The following is an 18,427-nucleotide window of genomic DNA, read 5'->3' as shown; positions in this document are numbered from 1 at the left end:
TATACATGTAAGACAATTTACATGTAATTTTTTTATTATACTTGATTTTAATATGGATTCCCCATGCTCATCGAAAGTAATATTATATTTCTATGAGTTTTTTTGTTGTAGCACTTTCTTTGATTTTAAATATTCTATATGAAACCATAAGGGTATAGCAACTAATCCAGCAATTATGCCTGTTACTACATCATATCTTTCCATAGGCATAGTAGATCTAATGATTGCATATTGGGTATTGAAAAAATTTTCTTTATATATTCCAAAAACTACCCAATCTAAAATAGCAGTAAATCTTGAGACAAATGATGCCACTATAAATGTAAAACACAAACTTACTATAATAAATAAACTGTGATTACTTGTGTATAACCTTTTTATGTAATTCAAGGTACCCATTGATTCTATTACTACAGTCTTATATCTGCAATATATTTTTGAGGCAATAAAAATCATTACGAGGTAGATAATATTTAGTGGGAAAACTAAATAGCCATATTGACTATTATTGAAAACAACATTCCCTTCTGAAACTATATCACCGTAATTAAGTAAATAATATGTTGTCAATCCAAAATCTAATAAGAGCAATACAAACGCTATAGTTGTGATTTTCCAAATCCTTTTCACTTTTTTACCCCTCAAACTAGAATAATAAAACTGGCAACAATAACATAATGTAAATCATTATTGAATTGATACCATTTTCTTGTACTTTATGTTCTTTGTAGTTATTATATCATTTGTTGATTAATTAACCTATATTGCTATAATAAGCAGAAAAAGAATAGCGTAAGCATTACTGTTAAAAACTTAACTACTCTACTTATGGATGTTATCTCTACTATGAAATTTTATATGAATGATTTATCAGCAAACATTACATCATTCCTAAATGAAAGTATAACCGTTTGTGATGCTGATTTAGAAAATGCTAATGAAAAGATAGACTTATTAAATTTCAAAACTAAACTTTTATCTGCAAAAAACAATCTTCCAAGTTACTTTAAGTTTATTCGTAATATTGATGACTCTTTAGACATACAAGAAATCAAAAGAATATTCACTGCAATTACAATCCACTCAATATCAAATTTTTCTATCAAACTTAATCTTCTTGATAATGGTGAATATAATCATAAGTTAATTGAATCTGTATTACCTTTGAAACTTGGTTATAAAAATGTTGATGTTACATATTCCGTTTATCTATAAATTTCGAACCCGTGTCACAACTTAATTTCAATTTATATTTTCAAAAATAAATGTCCATCTTGTAGGTCGTTACAGACTTTCAGATGGACTATTTTTATTAAAAAATGCCCTAAAAGGGCATAATTTGGTGTTATTTGGTAGTTTTTCGCTACCAATTCAAGATTTCTTTGGAGGCCCCGATCGGATTTGAACCGACGAATCAAGGTTTTGCAGACCCATGCCTTACCGCTTGGCTACGGGGCCAAACACGCTATTATATTATACGGTTTGAACTAAGAAATGTCAATGATAAATATAACCCATCAAACCTTTTAATTGTTTTGATGGGTTATGTTTATTTTATTTTTTAGATATTTGATTCATTTAAGTATGAACTTTGAGCTAATAAATGATCTTTAGAAATATTGTGTTTAATAACGTAACGATTTCTTGGATGTATTCTACATGCATGTGAACATGCACCAAAATATTTAGCTTCAGACTCTTCACTTGCTAATATTTGTTTATTACATTCCGGGTTCGAACAATTAATATATCTTTCACAAGGCTCATTTGTAAAATAGTCTCTACCAACGATTACATGTTCATGTTTATTAATATCTACAGCAATTCTTTCATCAAATACATACATTTTACCATCCCAAAGCTTACCTTCAGTATCTTTATTTGTACCATAATGATGAATGCCACCGTGTAGTTGATTGACATCTGAAAAGCCTTCTTTAATTAACCAACCACTAAACTTTTCACAACGTACGCCACCTGTGCAATAAGTTAAAATCTTTTTCCCTTCAAATTTAGTCTTATTTTCTCTAATCCAATTTGGTAGTTCTCTAAAGTTTTTAATTTCTGGCTTAATTGCACCTCTAAAATGACCTAAATCATATTCATAATCATTTCTAGCATCAATTACTACTGTGTTAGGATCTTGCATTTGTTCAAAAAAAGCTTTAGGTTCTAAATAGTTTCCTGTAATCTCAAGTGGATTTACATCATCTTCCAAACTTAAATTTACCAGTTCATTTTTTACTCGAACATGCATTTTTTTAAATGCATGCGCATCAACTTCATCCATTTTAAAAAACGTATCTTCAAATCCAGGTAAACTTTTTAAATAATCCATATATGCACCGGTTTGTTCAAATGTACCTGATAATGTGCCATTAATACCTTCATGCGATACTAAAATTCTTCCTAAAATACCTAAATCTTTACAAAATTTTAAATGTTCATTTTTAAAACTTTCAGGGTCTTTTATGTAATTATATTTATAATATAATAATACTCTAAATTTATCTTTCATTCTACAACTTCTTTCTTGGTTTTAATTACATCATTCATTATACAAAATAGCTTTAAGCTTATCAAAACATTTGCGTTAATTCACATTATTGGCACTCATTACTTGACAGTGCCAAAGTTTAAGATTATAATATGTTTGAAATATTAATTAGGAGGTATTTTATATGCAATTTAATCCAGTAGATGATTATTCTAAAGATCCTGATATACTAAAAAAATTCGGACGTAACCTTGTTGACTTAGTCAAAGATGGTAAAATTGATCCAGTAATTGGTCGTGATGAAGAAATTAGACGTATCATTAAAATTTTATCAAGAAAAACAAAAAATAATCCGGTTTTAATTGGTGAACCAGGTGTTGGTAAAACCGCAATTGTTGAAGGTTTAGCAAGAAGAATTGTAAATAAAGACGTTCCAATTAGCCTTCAAAATAAAACCGTATATGAACTAGACTTAGCTGCACTTGTTGCAGGTGCTAAATTTAGAGGTGAGTTTGAAGAACGCCTTAAAGCCGTTTTAAATAAGATAAAAGATAGTAATGGCGAAATTATCTTATTTATTGATGAATTACACACAATTGTTGGTGCAGGTCGTGCAGATGGTGCAATGGATGCATCTAACATTTTAAAACCGATGCTTGCTCGTGGTGAACTACACTGTATTGGGGCAACCACATTAAATGAATACAGACTCTATATAGAAAAAGATAGTGCACTTGAACGTAGATTTCAAAAAATTACTATTTTAGAACCTACTGAAGAAGATACTATTTCAATTCTAAGAGGTCTAAAGGATAGATTTGAAGCACACCATGGTGTCCACATTGCAGATAATGCAATTATTGCAGCAACTACCCTTTCATCAAGATATATTACAGACCGTTTCTTACCTGATAAAGCAATCGATCTTATTGATGAAGCTTGTGCTTCAATTCGTATGGAGATTGACTCAATGCCTGTTGAGCTGGATGATGTCCAACGTAGAATGCTTCAATTAGAAATAGAAAAATCAGCACTTTCTAAAGAAAACGATGCATTATCAAAAGAAAGACTTAATAAAATTAAAACAGAAATTGATTCTTTAAAGATTGAAGAATCAAATCTTAAAACACAGTGGGAATCTGAAAAATCTCATTTAAATGATATAAAAATAAAAAAAGAAATTTTAGAAAACTATAAAAACGAATTAAATACGGCTTATAATTCAGGTAATTACTCAAAAGCTGCAGAACTTCAATACTCTAAAATCCCTAATCTAGAAAAAGAAATTCTAAATTTATCTAACCAAGATAATGAAAATAAACTATTAACTGAAACAGTTACTCAAGAATCCATCGCTGAAATTGTAAGTAAATGGACTCATATTCCTGTTACTAAACTTGTATCAGGAGATAGAGAAAAATTGAAGAACTTACGTCAAAGTCTAGCTAAAAGAGTATTAGGTCAAGACAATGCTCTAGAACTTATAAGTGATGCAATCATTAGACATCGTGCCGGTATTAAAGATCCAAATAGACCAATTGGTTCCTTCTTATTCTTAGGACCTACGGGTGTTGGTAAAACTGAAGTAGCAAGAAGTTTGGCAGAAAACTTATTTGATTCAGAAAATCATATGGTTCGTATTGATATGTCTGAATATATGGAAAGCCATAGCGTCTCTCGATTAATTGGTGCACCTCCAGGATATGTAGGTTATGATCAAGGTGGTCAACTCACAGAAAAAATAAGACGTATGCCTTATGCAATCATCTTGTTTGATGAAATCGAAAAAGCGCATCCTGAAGTATTTAACGTACTACTTCAAGTCCTAGATGATGGTCGTTTAACTGATGGTCAAGGCCGTGTAGTAGACTTTAAGAATACGGTTATTATTATGACTTCTAATCTAGGTTCAGAATATCTATTAAATCAAGATACTGATGCTAAAGAAAAAGTTAATAAACTCATTAAACAATCATTTAAACCTGAGTTTATCAACAGAATTGATGAAATCATCACATTTAATCCATTAGGATTTAAAGTACAAGTTGATATCACAAGAAAGATGTTAAATGAGTTAGAACATAAACTTAAAAACGAACAAATATATATTACACTTGGTGAAGATATTCAAAAATACGTTATTAAAAACGGATTTAACGAACAATTTGGTGCCAGACCACTTAAACGTTATATTCAAAGATATATAGAAACATTTATTGCTAAAAATATTATTAATGAAACAATACTTCCAAATACACATTATCAATTAATTGTTACGGATGATGTATTAGCAATTAAAACAATTTAAATATAATGGCCCTAAGCATATAGCTTAAGGCCATTTTTATTATTATTTATTAATTTGTTCCAACAAATATCCTTCTCTTACACCATATTTACTTACAATTAATTTTTCCACCATAAAATAATCCATAATGGATTCTAATATAACTAGTCCTGGCATAATAGTATGAATTCTATCTGGAATCATACGAATAATTGATAAATAAGTTTTCTTTTTAGTTGGATCTATTTTAGATATCAAATCTTTAATGTTTGCTCTTGTAATAAAATCAAACTTCTTTTGATAATAGTTTTCTAATAATACAAGTGCGGCACGTATTGTTCCACCAATACCATAAGCAAGTTCCATTTTTTTATGTTCAATTTTATGTTGTTCAAATGCTTTGAAAACTGCTTGTTTAATACGTTCATTTTCTACTTTACTTGGCAGAATATCTTTAACATAAGTAATATATGCATTTAAAGAACCTAGATTGAGGCTAACCGCATCTTTTAGTTCTTCTTCAATTACAACACTAACTTCTGTAGATCCACCACCAATATCTAAAATTAGACCGTTTTTTATTTGGTATTCTATATCAACACCTTTAAAACCATATATACCTTCTTTAGCTTCATCTAGAACTTCAACATTTAAATTAGATGCACGTTTAATTCTAGTAACAATTTCATTTTGATTTCTAGCATCTCTAATGGTTGCTGTTGCAATTATAAACATTTTTTCCAAGTTATAACTTTGACTTAAGTTTATAAACTCTTTTAAAACTCTTATTACTGTATCAATACCTAAATCTGATAAATAACCTTCGGGTAATAAGTAACTTGCTAAACCTATAACCTCTCTGTGTGAATAAATATTATGTAGTTTTTTTCCATCATACTTAAATACTTCTAACCGAATTGAATTTGATCCTAAATCTATAATTCCATAATTCATTTAGTTCACCACCCTATTATCCTATATTTATATATTACCAAAATCAATAATAAATCAGTTAATATTTTGCTAGTATAATTTAATTATATATTAATTGTAATATTTTAAAATTATTGATATCATAATGTAAAGGAGATTTATACATATGAAAAAAAATTATCATACGGGGTTACTTACAGCAGGCATTATTTTAGTCTTAGCTCTGATTGCATCATTTGTTCTACAAAATTATTTTAAAGGCTCTTATTTAACACTAAGTTATCAGTTTGACACATTTGTTTTAATGGCCGTAGCATTTATGCTTATATTACAATTTAAATCTTTCGATAAAATCGTTTCAATTGTATTAGTTATATATGGTGCATTTAATATTTTATATGGTATAACTGGGAGTTATGCAGTATCAAATATCGTACAATCAGTAGAAATTGAAGTTATCTTTACATTAGGTTTACTTTTAGGTCACGTTTTATTTGAAATTGCAGCACTATTTATACTTGTTCATGTCATGCAAACTAGATTTGAACTTAAATTTACAAAAACATTTGTAAGAGTAACATTATTAGTATCCGCTGTTTTCTTAATTGCAATCTCACCTTTTGTTACATCTTTTTCACTACAATCTATCTTAAGAATGGTATTTCAGGTTATCGCTATTCTAGCAACTTACTTTGCTGTTCAACAATTAGTATTTGAAAGACCAGCACCTGAGGTTGTAACTAATACTGAATCAAATAAAAAACTAGATGAATTAAATAGATTATATCAACGTGGTTTAATTTCAAAAGATGAATTTGAATCTCGATTAAACCAAATAAATAAATAGTAAAAAAGCATCATTTCACAATTGAAATGATGCTTTTATTATGCTTCATTAGTTAATCCAAATAGCTTATTTAAATATTCAACACTACTTGGTCTATAATAATAAAAACCTTGTACATAGTCAATATTATATTGTTTTAGTATCTCTATTTGTTCAATACGTTCAACACCTTCTAGTACAACTTCCTTTTTCATTGAATGGCTTAAATCTAAAACAAACTTTAAGAAATATCTTTCATTTTCGCTTTTATCAATTGTTGCAATAAAATCTTTATCCATTTTTACAATATCAACCGGTAAGTGTTTAAAATACGTCAACGATGAATAACCACTACCAAAATCATCTAATGCAACTAAGAAACCCTTTTGTTTAAGTTCTTTAATAACTAATACTGTATCCGTAATATTATCAAGTGCCATAGACTCAGTAATTTCTACTATGACTTGATCTGAATCTATTTTGTGTTTATCTACATAAAATAGTAGATCTTCAATAAAATTAGGATGCATGAGTACTTTAGGTGATATGTTTATATCTGTTCTAATCTTCTTACCTAATTTTTTCCAAATACTTAACTGATTAAATACTGTATCGTATAAAAAATGTGTAAGTTGCATAATTGAACCAGATATTTCTGATAATGCAATAAATTCATTTGGTGGAATATAACCCATTGTTGGATGCATCCATCTCATTAAGGCTTCAATTTTATTGATTTCATTGGTTTTAAAACTTAATATTGGTTGATACTCAATATAAAACTCATTATTTTCAAGCGATGGAATGATTTGATTGGTCAGTTCATATTCTCTTTGCTTAGCTTCATGCATAAATTTATTGTAGAAAACATATTGATCTTTACCATTTTTCTTTGCTGCTGATAAAGCAAGATTTGAATATCTTAAAACCTCATCATAATCACTACCGTGTTCAGGATAAAGTGCTACCCCTGCAGAGGCTGAATAAAAGTAAGCCTCACTTTGTTCTGCCATTAAATTTTTAATTGCATTAATCGATTTTTGAGCAAGTTCATTAACATGTTCAGTAGATTCATAATTTAAAAAAACTAGAACAAATGAATCCTCACTCATTCTGGCAACCATATGGTCTTTAGCTATTTTTTCTAACTCACGAGCAATTAATACTAATGCTTGATCTCCCCAAACATGCCCCTTTAGTTCATTAATTGCACCAAAATCATCAATGTCGATATAAAGCATAGCAAAACGTACCTTTTTTTCAACAAGTCGATCAATTCTTACTTTTAATCTGTTTTTATTAATTAATCCTGTAAGTGAATCAAAATATGCAATTTGGAAGTGTTTTTCTTCTAGTTCGGTTAATAATTTATTTTGGCTTTCAAATTCTTTTATTAACTTTTTTAGTTCATCATTATTTGATAAAAATCTATGTATACGGCGATATACAATAAAATGATAAACTATACCTATTAAACCTAAAGATATAAATCCTTTTATTGTTTGAATGATGCCAGATAATTCCGGATTACTGATGAATTCTTTTATTAACCAGTCACTCACCCATAAATATGCATAAGCAAAAACAAAGTATGTCAAAGTTATCTCTAACGTTTCTCTAATTGCTGTTTTTTTATATTTTTCATCCTGTTTTAAATAGTTTGGCATTTTTATCCTCGGTTTATTATGCTTTGGGGTATCATAACTATACCTATGTGAATATATAAAATACTATAATGATTCGATTATTTTTTTACGACGAATTTCATATTCTTCTTTAGTAATTAAACCTTTATCATATATACCATCAAGTTCAATTAGTTTTTGTTCTACAGATTGTAGTCCAGATACTTGGTCTTGCGTGCTTGCAGCAACCAGTCCACAAATACCTGCAATTGTTGATGTAAAAATTAGATAAATACTATAGTTTGTTACTTGTTCTTTAGTTGCTTGTCCTTCTTTAGCTTTTCCCATAATAGTTGCAGCTTTAAAGTTAAAGAATGCTAATATCAAGGGTAATATAAATATTCCAAATGGGAAAATCATGAGTGCACCAGAAATGATTGAAAATACTTGTGCAACTGTTAATAATGTTTTATTCATAAATTTATACCTTTACCTTAGATTGATTCGATAATTCTTCTACGACGTTCTTGGTATTCTTCTAAACTAATAAGCCCTTTATCGAATAAATTATCTAAATCTTTAAGTTTTTGTTCAATTGAAGACTCATTGTTATTGGTTGTATTTGAATCTTGACTTAAGGCACCAACTAACCCAAATACACCTGCTAAAATATTACCTGTAATAATAAAAGCTATACTATAAATAATGATTTCAGTTTTCATGAGTGAATTGGTTTTTGCTTGATTAAATCTGATAAATACAAGTATATATAGCGATACAATAATTAAGACTATAAAGAGTGTAATCGTACTAAAACCAGCACCACTGTTGAACATAAATATCATTTGTCCAATAAAAACTATATAAAATGAAGTAACTAAACTACCTAAAATTTGAAATACTTGTGATACCGTTAGAAACGTTTTATTCATTGATAAACCCCCTATTATTAAGCCTCAACAAAGTTATTATAAACTAATTAGTTTAATTAATCAAAATATTTTATGAAATAAATTACTTATTATTTTTTATAACTGCATTTATCCAACTTGGCACATAAGCTGATGTACATCCTTTTGAAACTTTCATGTCTTTATAAACTCCAAGTTTTTCTGATATTTTTAATACATTTTCTCTATAGTTTTCATATTTAATACCTATTGTAGCAAATGCACGGTTCATCATCCACTGGGTATGTGGCTTTGCATCTATTAATTCATTTGTGATAATAGTTATTAATTCATCTATTTCATTATGATTTAATAACTGACCCTCAATTTTGATTACATAGATTGCCCAATATGCACGCATCATTAAATCATTTCTATATTTTTTAAGGCTATCTTGAAGTTCATTTATTAATTTATAATCCTTTATAACTCTAAACATATAATCATCTAGTACTTGAACAAAATCTATAGATTCTAGATCATTAATTATGTTTTCTATAGTTAATTTATCAACATCAAAAAGCATAATAGCAAGTAATCTAGCATCCGTATTATGAGTTTTCCATAGTTCTTTTGCAAGTATATGATTTATACCGATTTGAGCGGCGTATTTTCTTAATGTACCTAAAAGTACTCCGTAGGTATTTATGCTGGCTCCTGCTTTAATGAGTGTTTTTTTTCTTGAAGGATTTGATTGAGATTCTAAAAATATAAGTACTTCATTTAAATTCATACATACACCTTCTTTTATTATATAGGAAAAAGAGTAAACCAATTTTAGGTTTACTCTTATTTTACTACTTTATATCTGTTACTTGGTAACCTAAGTTTTCAATTGATTCTTTAATAATACTATTATCTAAATCATTTTTTAGATTTAATGTAGCAATACCTTTATTTAAATTAACTTTTGCACTTTTAACACCTTCAAGATCAGATAGTTTATTTTCTACCTTAGCCATACAGTTTTTACAATGCATACCTTCAATATATACTTGTTTTTTCATATTTTTCTCCTTTTAGTTTTTAGTTTTAAAACGTTTAATTCTAAGTGCATTTAATACAACAGAAACAGAACTTAAGCTCATAGCTAGTGCTGCAAACATTGGATTTAATAGTGGACCATTAAATAGGTATAATATGCCCATTGCAATAGGAATACCTAAAATGTTATATGCAAATGCCCAAAATAAGTTTTCTTTAATGTTTTTGATTGTTTTATGACTTAATTCAACTGCATTTAGTACATCTAATAAATCATTTTTAACTAATACAATATCTGCTGATTCTATTGCAACATCGGTTCCAGAACCTATTGCAATACCAACGTGTGATTGTACAAGAGCTGGTGCATCATTAATACCATCACCTACCATCGCTACAATTTTACCTTGGTTTTGATAGTTTTTAACTTCATTTGCTTTATCTTCTGGTAGTACATCTGCACGTACTGATTGAATGCCTATTTCTTTTGCAGTTGCATGTGCAGTTTTTTCATTATCTCCTGTAATCATAACTACTTCTATGCCTAACTTAGTTAATCGTTCTACTGCTTTTTTTGATGTTTTCTTAACAACATCAGCAACTGCGATTAACCCAATTAATTCATTGTTTTTAGCAATAAACATTGGTGTTTTACCTTCAAGTGCTAATTTTTCAGATTCTTTTAATAATGCTTTATTATCAATTGACTTTCTATCCATAAGTTTTTGATTGCCTAAGTAGTAATTATCTTTATTTTTTACAACGTGAATACCATGCCCTGGAAGTGCTTCAAATTTATCAATTTTAACAAGATTAAGGTTTCTAGTATGAGCCTCATTAATGATTGCTTCTGCTAGGGGATGTTCTGAGCCCTTTTCACTAGAAGCTGCAATGATAAGTAGTTCATCTTCTTTAAGATTATTTAAAGTAATTATATCAGTGACTACTGGTTTTCCTTGTGTGATTGTACCTGTTTTATCTAAAATAATTGTATCAACTTTATGTAGTGTTTCTAATGCTTCACCACCTTTAATTAATATGCCATTTTCAGCACCCTTACCTGTTCCTAACATAATTGCAGTAGGTGTTGCCAAACCAAGCGCACAAGGACATGCAATAACTAAAACTGTAATAAATATTGTAAGTGAAAAGTTTAAGTCTTTTCCACCAAAAATATACCAAAGTAAACTTGATATAATAGCTAGTGCTATGACTACTGGAACAAAATATCCACTAATAATATCGGCTAGTTTTGCAATTGGAGCTTTAGATCCTTGTGCATCTTCTATGAGTTTTATAATTTGTGCTAATACTGTGTCTTTACCAACTTTTGTCGCCTCATATTTAAACGAACCGTTTTTATTAATGGTTGCTCCAATTACTAAATCATTAACTGATTTTTCAACTGGAATGGATTCACCTGTAATCATTGATTCATCGATTGAAGAATACCCTTCAATAATAAGTCCATCCACAGGTATTTTATCACCAGGTTTTACAATAATAATATCTCCTACTACTACATCATCAATTGGGATAAGAACTTCTATACCATCTTTTAAGATACGTGCCTCTTTAGGTGATAATCCAATTAGTTTTTTAATTGCTTGTGATGTTTTACCTTTAGATACTGATTCTAAATACTTACCTAGCGTTATAAGTGTTAAGATTACAGCTGCTGATTCAAAATAAAGTTGATGCACAAAGTGATTGTTACCTAGTATAATCATAACAAGCGCATATACACCATAAATATAGGCCGCAGAGGTTCCAATACCAATTAATGAATCCATGTTTGGGTTTAACTTAAAAAGGGTTTTAAAGCCATTTTTAAAGTATGAATATCCAGTAATCATTACAGGAGTTGTTAATAACAGTTGTAATATGGTAAAGGTAAGTGGATTTTTATCAGGATGCATAAAATCAGGTAAATATAATCCAATCATCGGTCCCATTGATATGTAAAGAAGTGGTAATGAAAAGATTGAAGATATTAAAAATCTTTTCCATAAACTGTGGGTTTGTTTCTCCTTTATGAGTTGATGTGCATCAAAATTCATAAGATTTTGATCAAGTGTATATCCAGCATCTTTAACTGCTTTTTCAATATCTTTTATCTCTAGTAAAGTAGGATCAAATTTAAGTGTTAATTTTTCAGTTGTAAGGTTTACACTAACATCTTCAACACCGTTTAATTTTTTGGTTGCCCTTTCTACACTTGCTACACAGGCAGCACAAGTCATACCTTTTACATTAAATGTTTCTTGTTTCATTTGTATTCACCTCTGAGTTACCTCCCCTATATAGGGGGTATATATTTATATTACCATATACTTTTTATATATGTCAAATAAGTCGTCTATAAAATTAAAAAAAAGACCTTTAAAAGGTCTTTATAATTTAAATAGATGGAGCGGGTGAGCGGAATCGAACCGCCATCTTCAGCTTGGAAGGCTGGGGTAATAACCATTATACGACACCCGCGAAAATAATGGTCGGGAAGACAGGATTTGAACCTGCGGCCCCTTGGTCCCAAACCAAGTGCTCCACCAAGCTGAGCTACTTCCCGATTATTTATTCATGCTTAATTATTTTATCAAATAAAATTTTTATTGTCAATGATAATATGGCGCACCCAAGAGGACTTGAACCCCTAACCTTTTGATCCGTAGTCAAACGCTCTATCCAATTGAGCTATGGGTGCAATTAAGTGGTGACCCGTACGGGATTCGAACCCGTGAATGCATGCGTGAAAGGCATGTGAGTTAACCGTTTCTCCAACGGGCCACTTTGTGCGCATGTATAATTATATCAATTTATTATGATTTGTCAACAATAAATATAATTTTTTATTTTAATTATTTTTTTTAATACATAATGCTTTTAATAAGCGATTTAGCTTCTTGTTCATTTATGTTTTTCTTTACAATTTCATAGACAAATTCAATGACACTTCCTGCTGATCTTGCTGTAATAATTTTAGGTGTTACCACAACTTTTTCTTGAGGCTTGTAATTTCCATTTAAGGCATCTTTTTCAGAACCAGGAAACGCTGTATAGTCTAGTCCATTTAACAGGTTTAATTGACCTAAAAAGCGTGGTGCAGCACAGATTGCGTATATGTCTTTTTCCTTATCATGAAAGGCCTTAATTGTTTTTTTAATAAAGACATCATTATCTATAACTTTTGAAACATATCCACCACCTGGAACGATTAAAAATTGATAATCATCTGAGTTAATTTTATGTAGATTTTTATCTGCATAAACATTTATTCCAAAGGCAGTTTTGACTAATAAATTATCTTCAATTGTGGCAGAATCTATGATTATACCAGCACGGCGTAATAAACTCAAAGTTGAAAGTGATTCATTATCTTCCATACCATTAGAAAATATAATTAAACCTTTCATTATAAAACCTCCATTACTTCTATTAGAGTATTTCTTAATCTATTAGATAAACTCATTTCATTGGTTTGATAATCATTTAATTGTTCTTTACTACCTATTACATCAGATACTATTTTTAGTGATATTATTGGATAATTAAATCTAAATGCTACTTGAAAGAGGCTAGTACCTTCCATATCTACTATATAAGGTTCATTTGAAATAGGTTTTAAGGAAAATATATCTCCAGTATAAAGTCTAATTCGTGGGTAATTTGTAAATTTATTTAATATATTAGTATCAGGTAAATATATAGTAGGAAAATTTGGAATTTGACCTTTTTCGTAATTAAATACGGTTAAATCAACATCATGATAAGTACTCTCACAAACAATGTAAGTTTCATGTAGTAAAACTTTATAACCACCAACAATGCCTAAATTAATGATTAATTTAGCATGTGGATATAAAGTAATTAAATATGTGAGTGCACTGGATGCATTAGTTTTACCAACACCTGTAATAATTAGTGCTACATTTTTAGATTGAATTTGACCTTCGTATATTGGATAAGGTTTAGATGAAATAAGCTCTAAATGAGGTAGTATTTCATTAACTTCCGAATCCATAGCTGCAACTAATAGTATCATTGTTACTCCTTAATTGTTTTTAACATATTTACAATTACATCAACTGCTGTTGAATGTTTTTCATCATTTGGAATGATCATATCCGCATGACGTTTTGTTGGTTTTACATAAAGATGATACATTGGTTTTACAGTCTTTAAATATTGTTCAATAACAGAGTTCATTGAACGTCCTCTATCTTTAACATCTCTTGTTAAACGTCTGATGAAACGAAGATCATCATCTAATTCAACATATAATTTAAGGTCTGCTAAGTCTCTAATATTTTGGTCAGTTAAACTTAAAATACCTTCTAATATAATAATTGGTTTTGGTTCTATTATCTCTTTTTTTTCACTTCTTGTATACAAATTATAGTCATAAATTGGTTTTTCAATTGATTTTCCTTGTAATAATTGGTTTAAATCATTCTTTAATAACTCAATATCCACACTTTCAGGACTATCATAATTCATCTTTATACGTTCTGACATTGGAATATCTTTTTGATCTAAATAGTAATCATCTTGATTGATTACTAGCACATTTTGTATGCCTGATTTTTTTAAAATTGACTTAACGACTGTTGATTTACCAGATGCAGAACCTCCTGCAACAATCATAAAAAATGGTTTTTTCATATTTTTAATCCTTTACATAAATTGATCTTCATTTGGAAATTCATCGATATTTAACAATAATAATATATCATTCAAATTGTTAAACTTACCTAAAGATTCACCTAATTCGTTTTTCAGTTCATAAATAATTTGATTGCTATATTTATAATATGTTTGATAAGAGTATAATAAATACTTTTTATTATTAATTCTAAAAGTTTTTATTGGTTTATGTTTAGCTGTTAAACCCTTAATAACTGTATAAATAATAGAAGCAAATACTAATATAAATATTGATAAAGATATAATTGGAAAAACATTAAATAAAAATTGCATCTTGTAATAACCTCGTTAAATATTCTATATGTATTATACATGATTATTACTAATATGATAGATTTTTTCATAAATATAGAAAATATATGATTTTCTTGCATAATAAAACCCCACAATAAAGTGAGGTATATATTAATTAGTGGCGCCCACTGCTGGACTCGAACCAGCGACCCCCTGATTAACAGTCAGGTGCTCTAACCAACTGAGCTAAGTAGGCTTACAATTGATAATACATGGGTGACACGAATTGTTTATTTTGTTTAATTTAAGAAAGTAATGCCTGGCAACGTCCTATTTTCGCTATTTGTATTAACTATCGTCGGCGCTAAGGTGCTTAACTTCTGTGTTCGGGATGGGAACAGGTGGAACCACCTTGCCATCGTCACCAGACATATTACTCTCAAAACTAGATAAATGATTTTCTCTGAAAAGAATGTGATGCGAATCATCACGATAGGTTAAGTCCTCGACCTATTAGTACCAGTCAGCTAAATACATCACTGTACTTACACACCTGGCCTATCAACCTCATCGTCTTTGAGGGGTCTTACTAATTGGGAAATCTCATCTTAAGGGGGGCTTCACGCTTAGATGCTTTCAGCGTTTATCCCTTCCGCACATAGCTACCCAGCTGTAGTACTGGCGTACTAACTGGTGCACCAGGGGTGCGTCCATTCCGGTCTTCTCATACTAGGAACAGCTCCCTTCAAATTTCCAACGCCCACGATAGATAGAGACCGAACTGTCTCACGACGTTCTGAACCCAGCTCGCGTGCCGCTTTAATGGGCGAACAGCCCAACCCTTGGAACCTACTCCAGCTCCAGGATGCGACGAGCCGACATCGAGGTGCCAAACCGCTTCGTCGCTGTGAACGCTTGGAAGCGATAAGCCTGTTATCCCCAGGGTAACTTTTATCCGTTGAGTCACGGCCCTTCCATTCGGTACCGTAAGATCACTATGTCCGACTTTCGTCCCTGCTCGACTTGTTGGTCTCGCAGTCAAGCTACCTTCTGCCATTGCACTCTATAGAATGATTTCCAACCATTCTGAGGTAACCTTCGAGCGCCTCCGTTACTCTTTGGGAGGCGACCGCCCCAGTCAAACTGCCCACCAGACACTGTCCTTTAGATTACACATCTAGAAGTTAGAAACTAAGTGCACGAAGGGTGGTATCCCAACGTCCGCTCCGACAATACTAGCGTACTATCTTCTTCGCGTCCCACCTATCCTGTACATCTTACACCCAGTTTCAATATCAAGTTACAGTGAAGCTCCATGGGGTCTTTTCGTCTAATCGCGGGTAGCCGGCGTTTTCACCGGCAGCTTGATTTCACCGAGTCTGTTGTTGAGACAGTGCCCAAATCGTTACGCTTTTCGTGCAGGACGGAACTTACCCGCCAAGGAATTTCGCTACCTTAGGACCGTTATAGTTACGGCCGCCGTTTACTGGGACTTCAATTCAATGCTTTGGGTTGCCCCTGACATCTCCTCTTAATCTTCCAGCACCGGGCAAGCGTCAGCCTCTATACTTCACCTTACGGTTTTGCAGAGACCTGTGTTTTTGCTAAACAGTCGCTTGGGCCTTTTCTCTGCGACTCCTCGTTTTCATAAGGAGTCCCCCTTTTCCCGAAGTTACGGGGTCAATTTGCCGAGTTCCTTAACAACAGTTTTCTCGCGCGTCTTAATATATTCTACTCACCCACCTGTGTCGGTTTACGGTACGGGCAGTTTAATGATTATCCCTAGAAGCTTTTCTTGAAAGCATGAACTCGTACGTCTTTATATCAGTTCTCAGCCTTTATAGCACCCGGATTTACCTAAGTACTAGCCTCGAAGCCTTCTCACCCAATCCATTTAGGGCGGACGCCTATCCTTCTTTGTCACTCCATCAGTCATTACACTGGTACTAGAATCTCTACTAGTTATCCATCGGCTACGCTCTTCAGCCTCACCTTAGGCCCCGACTTACCCAGGGCGGACGAACCTTCCCCTGGAAACCTTGGGTTTATGACGGACAGGATTCTCACCTGTCTTTTCGTTACTTACACCGGCATTCTCACTTCCTAACGCTCCACTAGTCCTCACGATCTAGCTTCTCCGCTGTTAGGAACGCTCCCCTACCACTTAAAATATTCTTTACTTTAAATCCGCAGCTTCGGTAATATGCTTAGCCCCGGTACATTTTCGGCGCAGAGTCACTCGACCAGTGAGCTTTTACGCACTCTTTAAAGGATGGCTGCTTCTAAGCCAACCTCCTGGCTGTTTGTGCATCTCTACTTCCTTTTCCACTTAGCATATATTTTGGGACCTTATCTGGCGGTCTGGGCTCTTTCCCTTTTGACCACGAACCTTATCACCCGTAGTCTGACTGCCAACTTACTTTACCGACATTCGTAGTTTGATTGAGATCAGTACCCCGAGGTGGGGCCATCACACATTCAGTGCTCTACCTTCGATAAACCTTTTTCGTTGACGCTATCCCTAAAGATATTTCGGGGAGAACCAGCTATCTCTGAGTTCGATTGGAATTTCTCCCCTAGCCACAAGTCATCCGAGCCTTTTTCAACAGGCGGCGGTTCGGTCCTCCATAAGGTACTACCCTTACTTCAACCTGCTCATGGCTAGATCACCCAGTTTCGGGTCTACATCACACAACTTAGTCGCCCTATTCAGACTCGCTTTCGCTTCGGCTCCGGACCTTCATCCTTAACCTTGCTATGTAACGTAACTCGCCGGTTCATTCTACAAAAGGCATGCCATCACCCATTAACGGGCTCTGACTAATTGTAAGCACACAGTTTCAGGTTCTCTTTCACTCCCCTCCCGGGGTTCTTTTCACCTTTCCATCACTGTACTGGTTCACTATCGGTCACCAAGTAGTATTTAGCCTTAGGAGATGGTCCTCCTATCTTCAAACGGGATTCCACGTGTCCCGCCCTACTTTCTGATACCATGGATTATATAATTTCGACTACAGGGTTCTCACCTTCTTCGACCGATTTTCCCACATCGTTCATCTATTATATAATTTTGTAACCTTAGGTATCTGGCTCCTCCGCGTTCGCTCGTCGCTACTTACAGAATCGTTATTACTTTCTTTTCCTGTGGGTACTTAGATATTTCAGTTCCCCACGTATCGCCTCTAACACGTGTGTTAGATAACATGTCTTCCACATGCTGGGTTCCCCCATTCGGACATCTCGGAATCGTCGCTTACTTACAGCTTCCCCGAGCATTTCGGTGTTAGTTCCGTCCTTCATCGCCTCTTGGTGCCAAGGCATCCACTGTGTGCCCTTTGTTCCTTAACCTTGTTTCTTTTCAGACATCATTTATCTACTTTTCAAAGA

General features: G+C 32.2%; 16 protein-coding genes, 6 tRNA genes and 2 rRNA genes. 3 read left to right on the top strand and 21 right to left on the bottom strand.

Annotated elements, in window-relative coordinates; all coding sequences use genetic code 11:
• Positions 1–90 precede the first annotated feature (90 nt).
• A complete protein-coding gene (locus G324_RS0100335) occupies positions 91–630 on the bottom strand; it encodes a hypothetical protein (RefSeq protein WP_025724413.1) in 540 nt (179 codons plus the stop codon).
• A 216-nt stretch (positions 631–846) separates the two neighbouring features.
• On the opposite strand from G324_RS0100335, the gene G324_RS0100330 reads away from it, so the two are divergent.
• The gene (locus G324_RS0100330; RefSeq protein ID WP_025724412.1) at positions 847–1,215 is read left to right on the top strand and encodes a hypothetical protein; all 369 of its coding nucleotides are present in this window, start codon (positions 847–849) and stop codon (positions 1,213–1,215) included.
• Between the two features lie 168 nt (positions 1,216–1,383).
• Here G324_RS0100330 and G324_RS0100325 read toward each other — a convergent pair.
• Both G324_RS0100325 and trhO read right to left on the bottom strand, forming a co-directional pair.
• Positions 1,384–1,458: transfer RNA gene (locus G324_RS0100325), tRNA-Cys, on the bottom strand.
• A 103-nt stretch (positions 1,459–1,561) separates the two neighbouring features.
• Positions 1,562–2,518 carry an oxygen-dependent tRNA uridine(34) hydroxylase TrhO gene (gene trhO / locus G324_RS0100320; RefSeq protein WP_025724411.1) on the bottom strand — a complete coding sequence of 319 codons (957 nt, stop codon included), beginning with the start codon at positions 2,516–2,518 and terminating at the stop codon, positions 1,562–1,564.
• A 163-nt stretch (positions 2,519–2,681) separates the two neighbouring features.
• Here trhO and G324_RS0100315 point away from each other — a divergent pair, with 163 nt between their 5' ends.
• The gene (locus G324_RS0100315; protein ID WP_025724410.1) at positions 2,682–4,805 is read left to right on the top strand and encodes an ATP-dependent Clp protease ATP-binding subunit; all 2,124 of its coding nucleotides are present in this window, start codon (positions 2,682–2,684) and stop codon (positions 4,803–4,805) included.
• Positions 4,806–4,847: 42 nt separating this feature from the next.
• Here the strand turns inward: G324_RS0100315 and G324_RS0100310 are convergent, their stop codons facing one another.
• Positions 4,848–5,738, bottom strand: a complete 891-nt coding sequence (locus G324_RS0100310; protein WP_025724409.1) for a Ppx/GppA phosphatase family protein — start codon at positions 5,736–5,738, stop codon at positions 4,848–4,850.
• Positions 5,739–5,883: 145 nt separating this feature from the next.
• On the opposite strand from G324_RS0100310, the gene G324_RS0100305 reads away from it, so the two are divergent.
• Entirely contained in the window at positions 5,884–6,564 is a 681-nt protein-coding gene (locus G324_RS0100305; RefSeq protein WP_025724408.1) for an SHOCT domain-containing protein, read from the top strand.
• A 38-nt stretch (positions 6,565–6,602) separates the two neighbouring features.
• On the opposite strand, the gene G324_RS0100300 is transcribed toward G324_RS0100305, so the two are convergent.
• The 17 genes from G324_RS0100300 to G324_RS0100220 all read right to left on the bottom strand — a co-directional run bounded on the left by G324_RS0100300 (position 6,603) and on the right by G324_RS0100220 (position 18,388).
• A complete protein-coding gene (locus G324_RS0100300; protein WP_025724407.1) occupies positions 6,603–8,210 on the bottom strand; it encodes a putative bifunctional diguanylate cyclase/phosphodiesterase in 1,608 nt (535 codons plus the stop codon).
• A gap of 63 nt (positions 8,211–8,273) precedes the next feature.
• The gene (locus tag G324_RS0100295) at positions 8,274–8,645 is read right to left on the bottom strand and encodes an SHOCT domain-containing protein (RefSeq protein ID WP_025724406.1); all 372 of its coding nucleotides are present in this window, start codon (positions 8,643–8,645) and stop codon (positions 8,274–8,276) included.
• A 17-nt stretch (positions 8,646–8,662) separates the two neighbouring features.
• The gene (locus G324_RS0100290; protein ID WP_025724405.1) at positions 8,663–9,100 is read right to left on the bottom strand and encodes an SHOCT domain-containing protein; all 438 of its coding nucleotides are present in this window, start codon (positions 9,098–9,100) and stop codon (positions 8,663–8,665) included.
• A gap of 82 nt (positions 9,101–9,182) precedes the next feature.
• Positions 9,183–9,851 carry a DNA alkylation repair protein gene (locus G324_RS0100285; RefSeq protein ID WP_025724404.1) on the bottom strand — a complete coding sequence of 223 codons (669 nt, stop codon included), beginning with the start codon at positions 9,849–9,851 and terminating at the stop codon, positions 9,183–9,185.
• A gap of 64 nt (positions 9,852–9,915) precedes the next feature.
• A complete protein-coding gene (locus G324_RS0100280) occupies positions 9,916–10,125 on the bottom strand; it encodes a heavy-metal-associated domain-containing protein (RefSeq protein ID WP_025724403.1) in 210 nt (69 codons plus the stop codon).
• A 12-nt stretch (positions 10,126–10,137) separates the two neighbouring features.
• Positions 10,138–12,375: a heavy metal translocating P-type ATPase gene (locus tag G324_RS0100275; protein WP_025724402.1), complete on the bottom strand. Its 2,238-nt coding sequence runs from the start codon at positions 12,373–12,375 to the stop codon at positions 10,138–10,140.
• Between the two features lie 136 nt (positions 12,376–12,511).
• A tRNA-Gly gene (locus tag G324_RS0100270) sits at positions 12,512–12,586 on the bottom strand.
• 8 nt (positions 12,587–12,594) lie between these two features.
• Positions 12,595–12,671 (bottom strand) — tRNA-Pro (locus tag G324_RS0100265).
• A gap of 58 nt (positions 12,672–12,729) precedes the next feature.
• A tRNA-Arg gene (locus G324_RS0100260) sits at positions 12,730–12,806 on the bottom strand.
• Positions 12,807–12,813: 7 nt separating this feature from the next.
• Positions 12,814–12,889: transfer RNA gene (locus tag G324_RS0100255), tRNA-Glu, on the bottom strand.
• Positions 12,890–12,969: 80 nt separating this feature from the next.
• Complete coding sequence (locus tag G324_RS0100250; protein ID WP_025724401.1) at positions 12,970–13,515, bottom strand: DJ-1/PfpI family protein; 546 nt, start codon at positions 13,513–13,515, stop codon at positions 12,970–12,972.
• On the bottom strand, positions 13,515–14,144 hold the full coding sequence (locus G324_RS07530) for a 5'-methylthioadenosine/S-adenosylhomocysteine nucleosidase family protein (protein WP_025724400.1): 630 nt from the start codon (positions 14,142–14,144) through the stop codon (positions 13,515–13,517). Before G324_RS07530 ends, G324_RS0100250 begins: the two co-directional genes overlap by 1 nt.
• Positions 14,145–14,146: 2 nt before the next feature.
• Positions 14,147–14,764 (bottom strand): uridine kinase, encoded by a 618-nt coding sequence (gene udk, locus G324_RS0100240; protein ID WP_025724399.1) that lies wholly within the window; start codon positions 14,762–14,764, stop codon positions 14,147–14,149.
• A 12-nt stretch (positions 14,765–14,776) separates the two neighbouring features.
• Positions 14,777–15,079: a hypothetical protein gene (locus G324_RS0100235; protein ID WP_025724398.1), complete on the bottom strand. Its 303-nt coding sequence runs from the start codon at positions 15,077–15,079 to the stop codon at positions 14,777–14,779.
• A 140-nt stretch (positions 15,080–15,219) separates the two neighbouring features.
• A tRNA-Asn gene (locus tag G324_RS0100230) sits at positions 15,220–15,296 on the bottom strand.
• A 61-nt stretch (positions 15,297–15,357) separates the two neighbouring features.
• A 5S ribosomal RNA gene (gene rrf, locus G324_RS0100225) occupies positions 15,358–15,469 on the bottom strand.
• A 64-nt stretch (positions 15,470–15,533) separates the two neighbouring features.
• A 23S ribosomal RNA gene (locus G324_RS0100220) occupies positions 15,534–18,388 on the bottom strand.
• Positions 18,389–18,427: the final 39 nt, after the last annotated feature.

The sequence above is a fragment of the Acholeplasma granularum ATCC 19168 genome (assembly GCF_000526235.1).
Taxonomy (GTDB): Bacteria; Bacillota_I; Bacilli_A; order Acholeplasmatales; family Acholeplasmataceae; genus Acholeplasma; species Acholeplasma granularum.
Note: the sequence above shows the minus strand (reverse complement) of the source record. Positions and strands in the feature narration are given on the sequence as shown.

Excerpts from the sequence above, each read along its gene's own strand:
- G324_RS0100250 (WP_025724401.1), bottom strand. The coding sequence starts at position 13,515 with ATGAAAGGTTTAATTATATTTTCTAATGGTATGGAAGATAATGAATCA.
- udk (WP_025724399.1), bottom strand. The coding sequence starts at position 14,764 with ATGAAAAAACCATTTTTTATGATTGTTGCAGGAGGTTCTGCATCTGGT.
- G324_RS0100280 (WP_025724403.1), bottom strand. The coding sequence starts at position 10,125 with ATGAAAAAACAAGTATATATTGAAGGTATGCATTGTAAAAACTGTATG.
- G324_RS0100300 (WP_025724407.1), bottom strand. The coding sequence starts at position 8,210 with ATGCCAAACTATTTAAAACAGGATGAAAAATATAAAAAAACAGCAATT.
- G324_RS0100330 (WP_025724412.1), top strand. The coding sequence starts at position 847 with ATGAAATTTTATATGAATGATTTATCAGCAAACATTACATCATTCCTA.
- G324_RS0100295 (WP_025724406.1), bottom strand. The coding sequence starts at position 8,645 with ATGAATAAAACATTATTAACAGTTGCACAAGTATTTTCAATCATTTCT.
- G324_RS0100235 (WP_025724398.1), bottom strand. The coding sequence starts at position 15,079 with ATGCAATTTTTATTTAATGTTTTTCCAATTATATCTTTATCAATATTT.
- G324_RS0100275 (WP_025724402.1), bottom strand. The coding sequence starts at position 12,375 with ATGAAACAAGAAACATTTAATGTAAAAGGTATGACTTGTGCTGCCTGT.
- G324_RS07530 (WP_025724400.1), bottom strand. The coding sequence starts at position 14,144 with ATGATACTATTAGTTGCAGCTATGGATTCGGAAGTTAATGAAATACTA.
- G324_RS0100305 (WP_025724408.1), top strand. The coding sequence starts at position 5,884 with ATGAAAAAAAATTATCATACGGGGTTACTTACAGCAGGCATTATTTTA.
- trhO (WP_025724411.1), bottom strand. The coding sequence starts at position 2,518 with ATGAAAGATAAATTTAGAGTATTATTATATTATAAATATAATTACATA.
- G324_RS0100315 (WP_025724410.1), top strand. The coding sequence starts at position 2,682 with ATGCAATTTAATCCAGTAGATGATTATTCTAAAGATCCTGATATACTA.
- G324_RS0100310 (WP_025724409.1), bottom strand. The coding sequence starts at position 5,738 with ATGAATTATGGAATTATAGATTTAGGATCAAATTCAATTCGGTTAGAA.
- G324_RS0100290 (WP_025724405.1), bottom strand. The coding sequence starts at position 9,100 with ATGAATAAAACGTTTCTAACGGTATCACAAGTATTTCAAATTTTAGGT.
- G324_RS0100285 (WP_025724404.1), bottom strand. The coding sequence starts at position 9,851 with ATGAATTTAAATGAAGTACTTATATTTTTAGAATCTCAATCAAATCCT.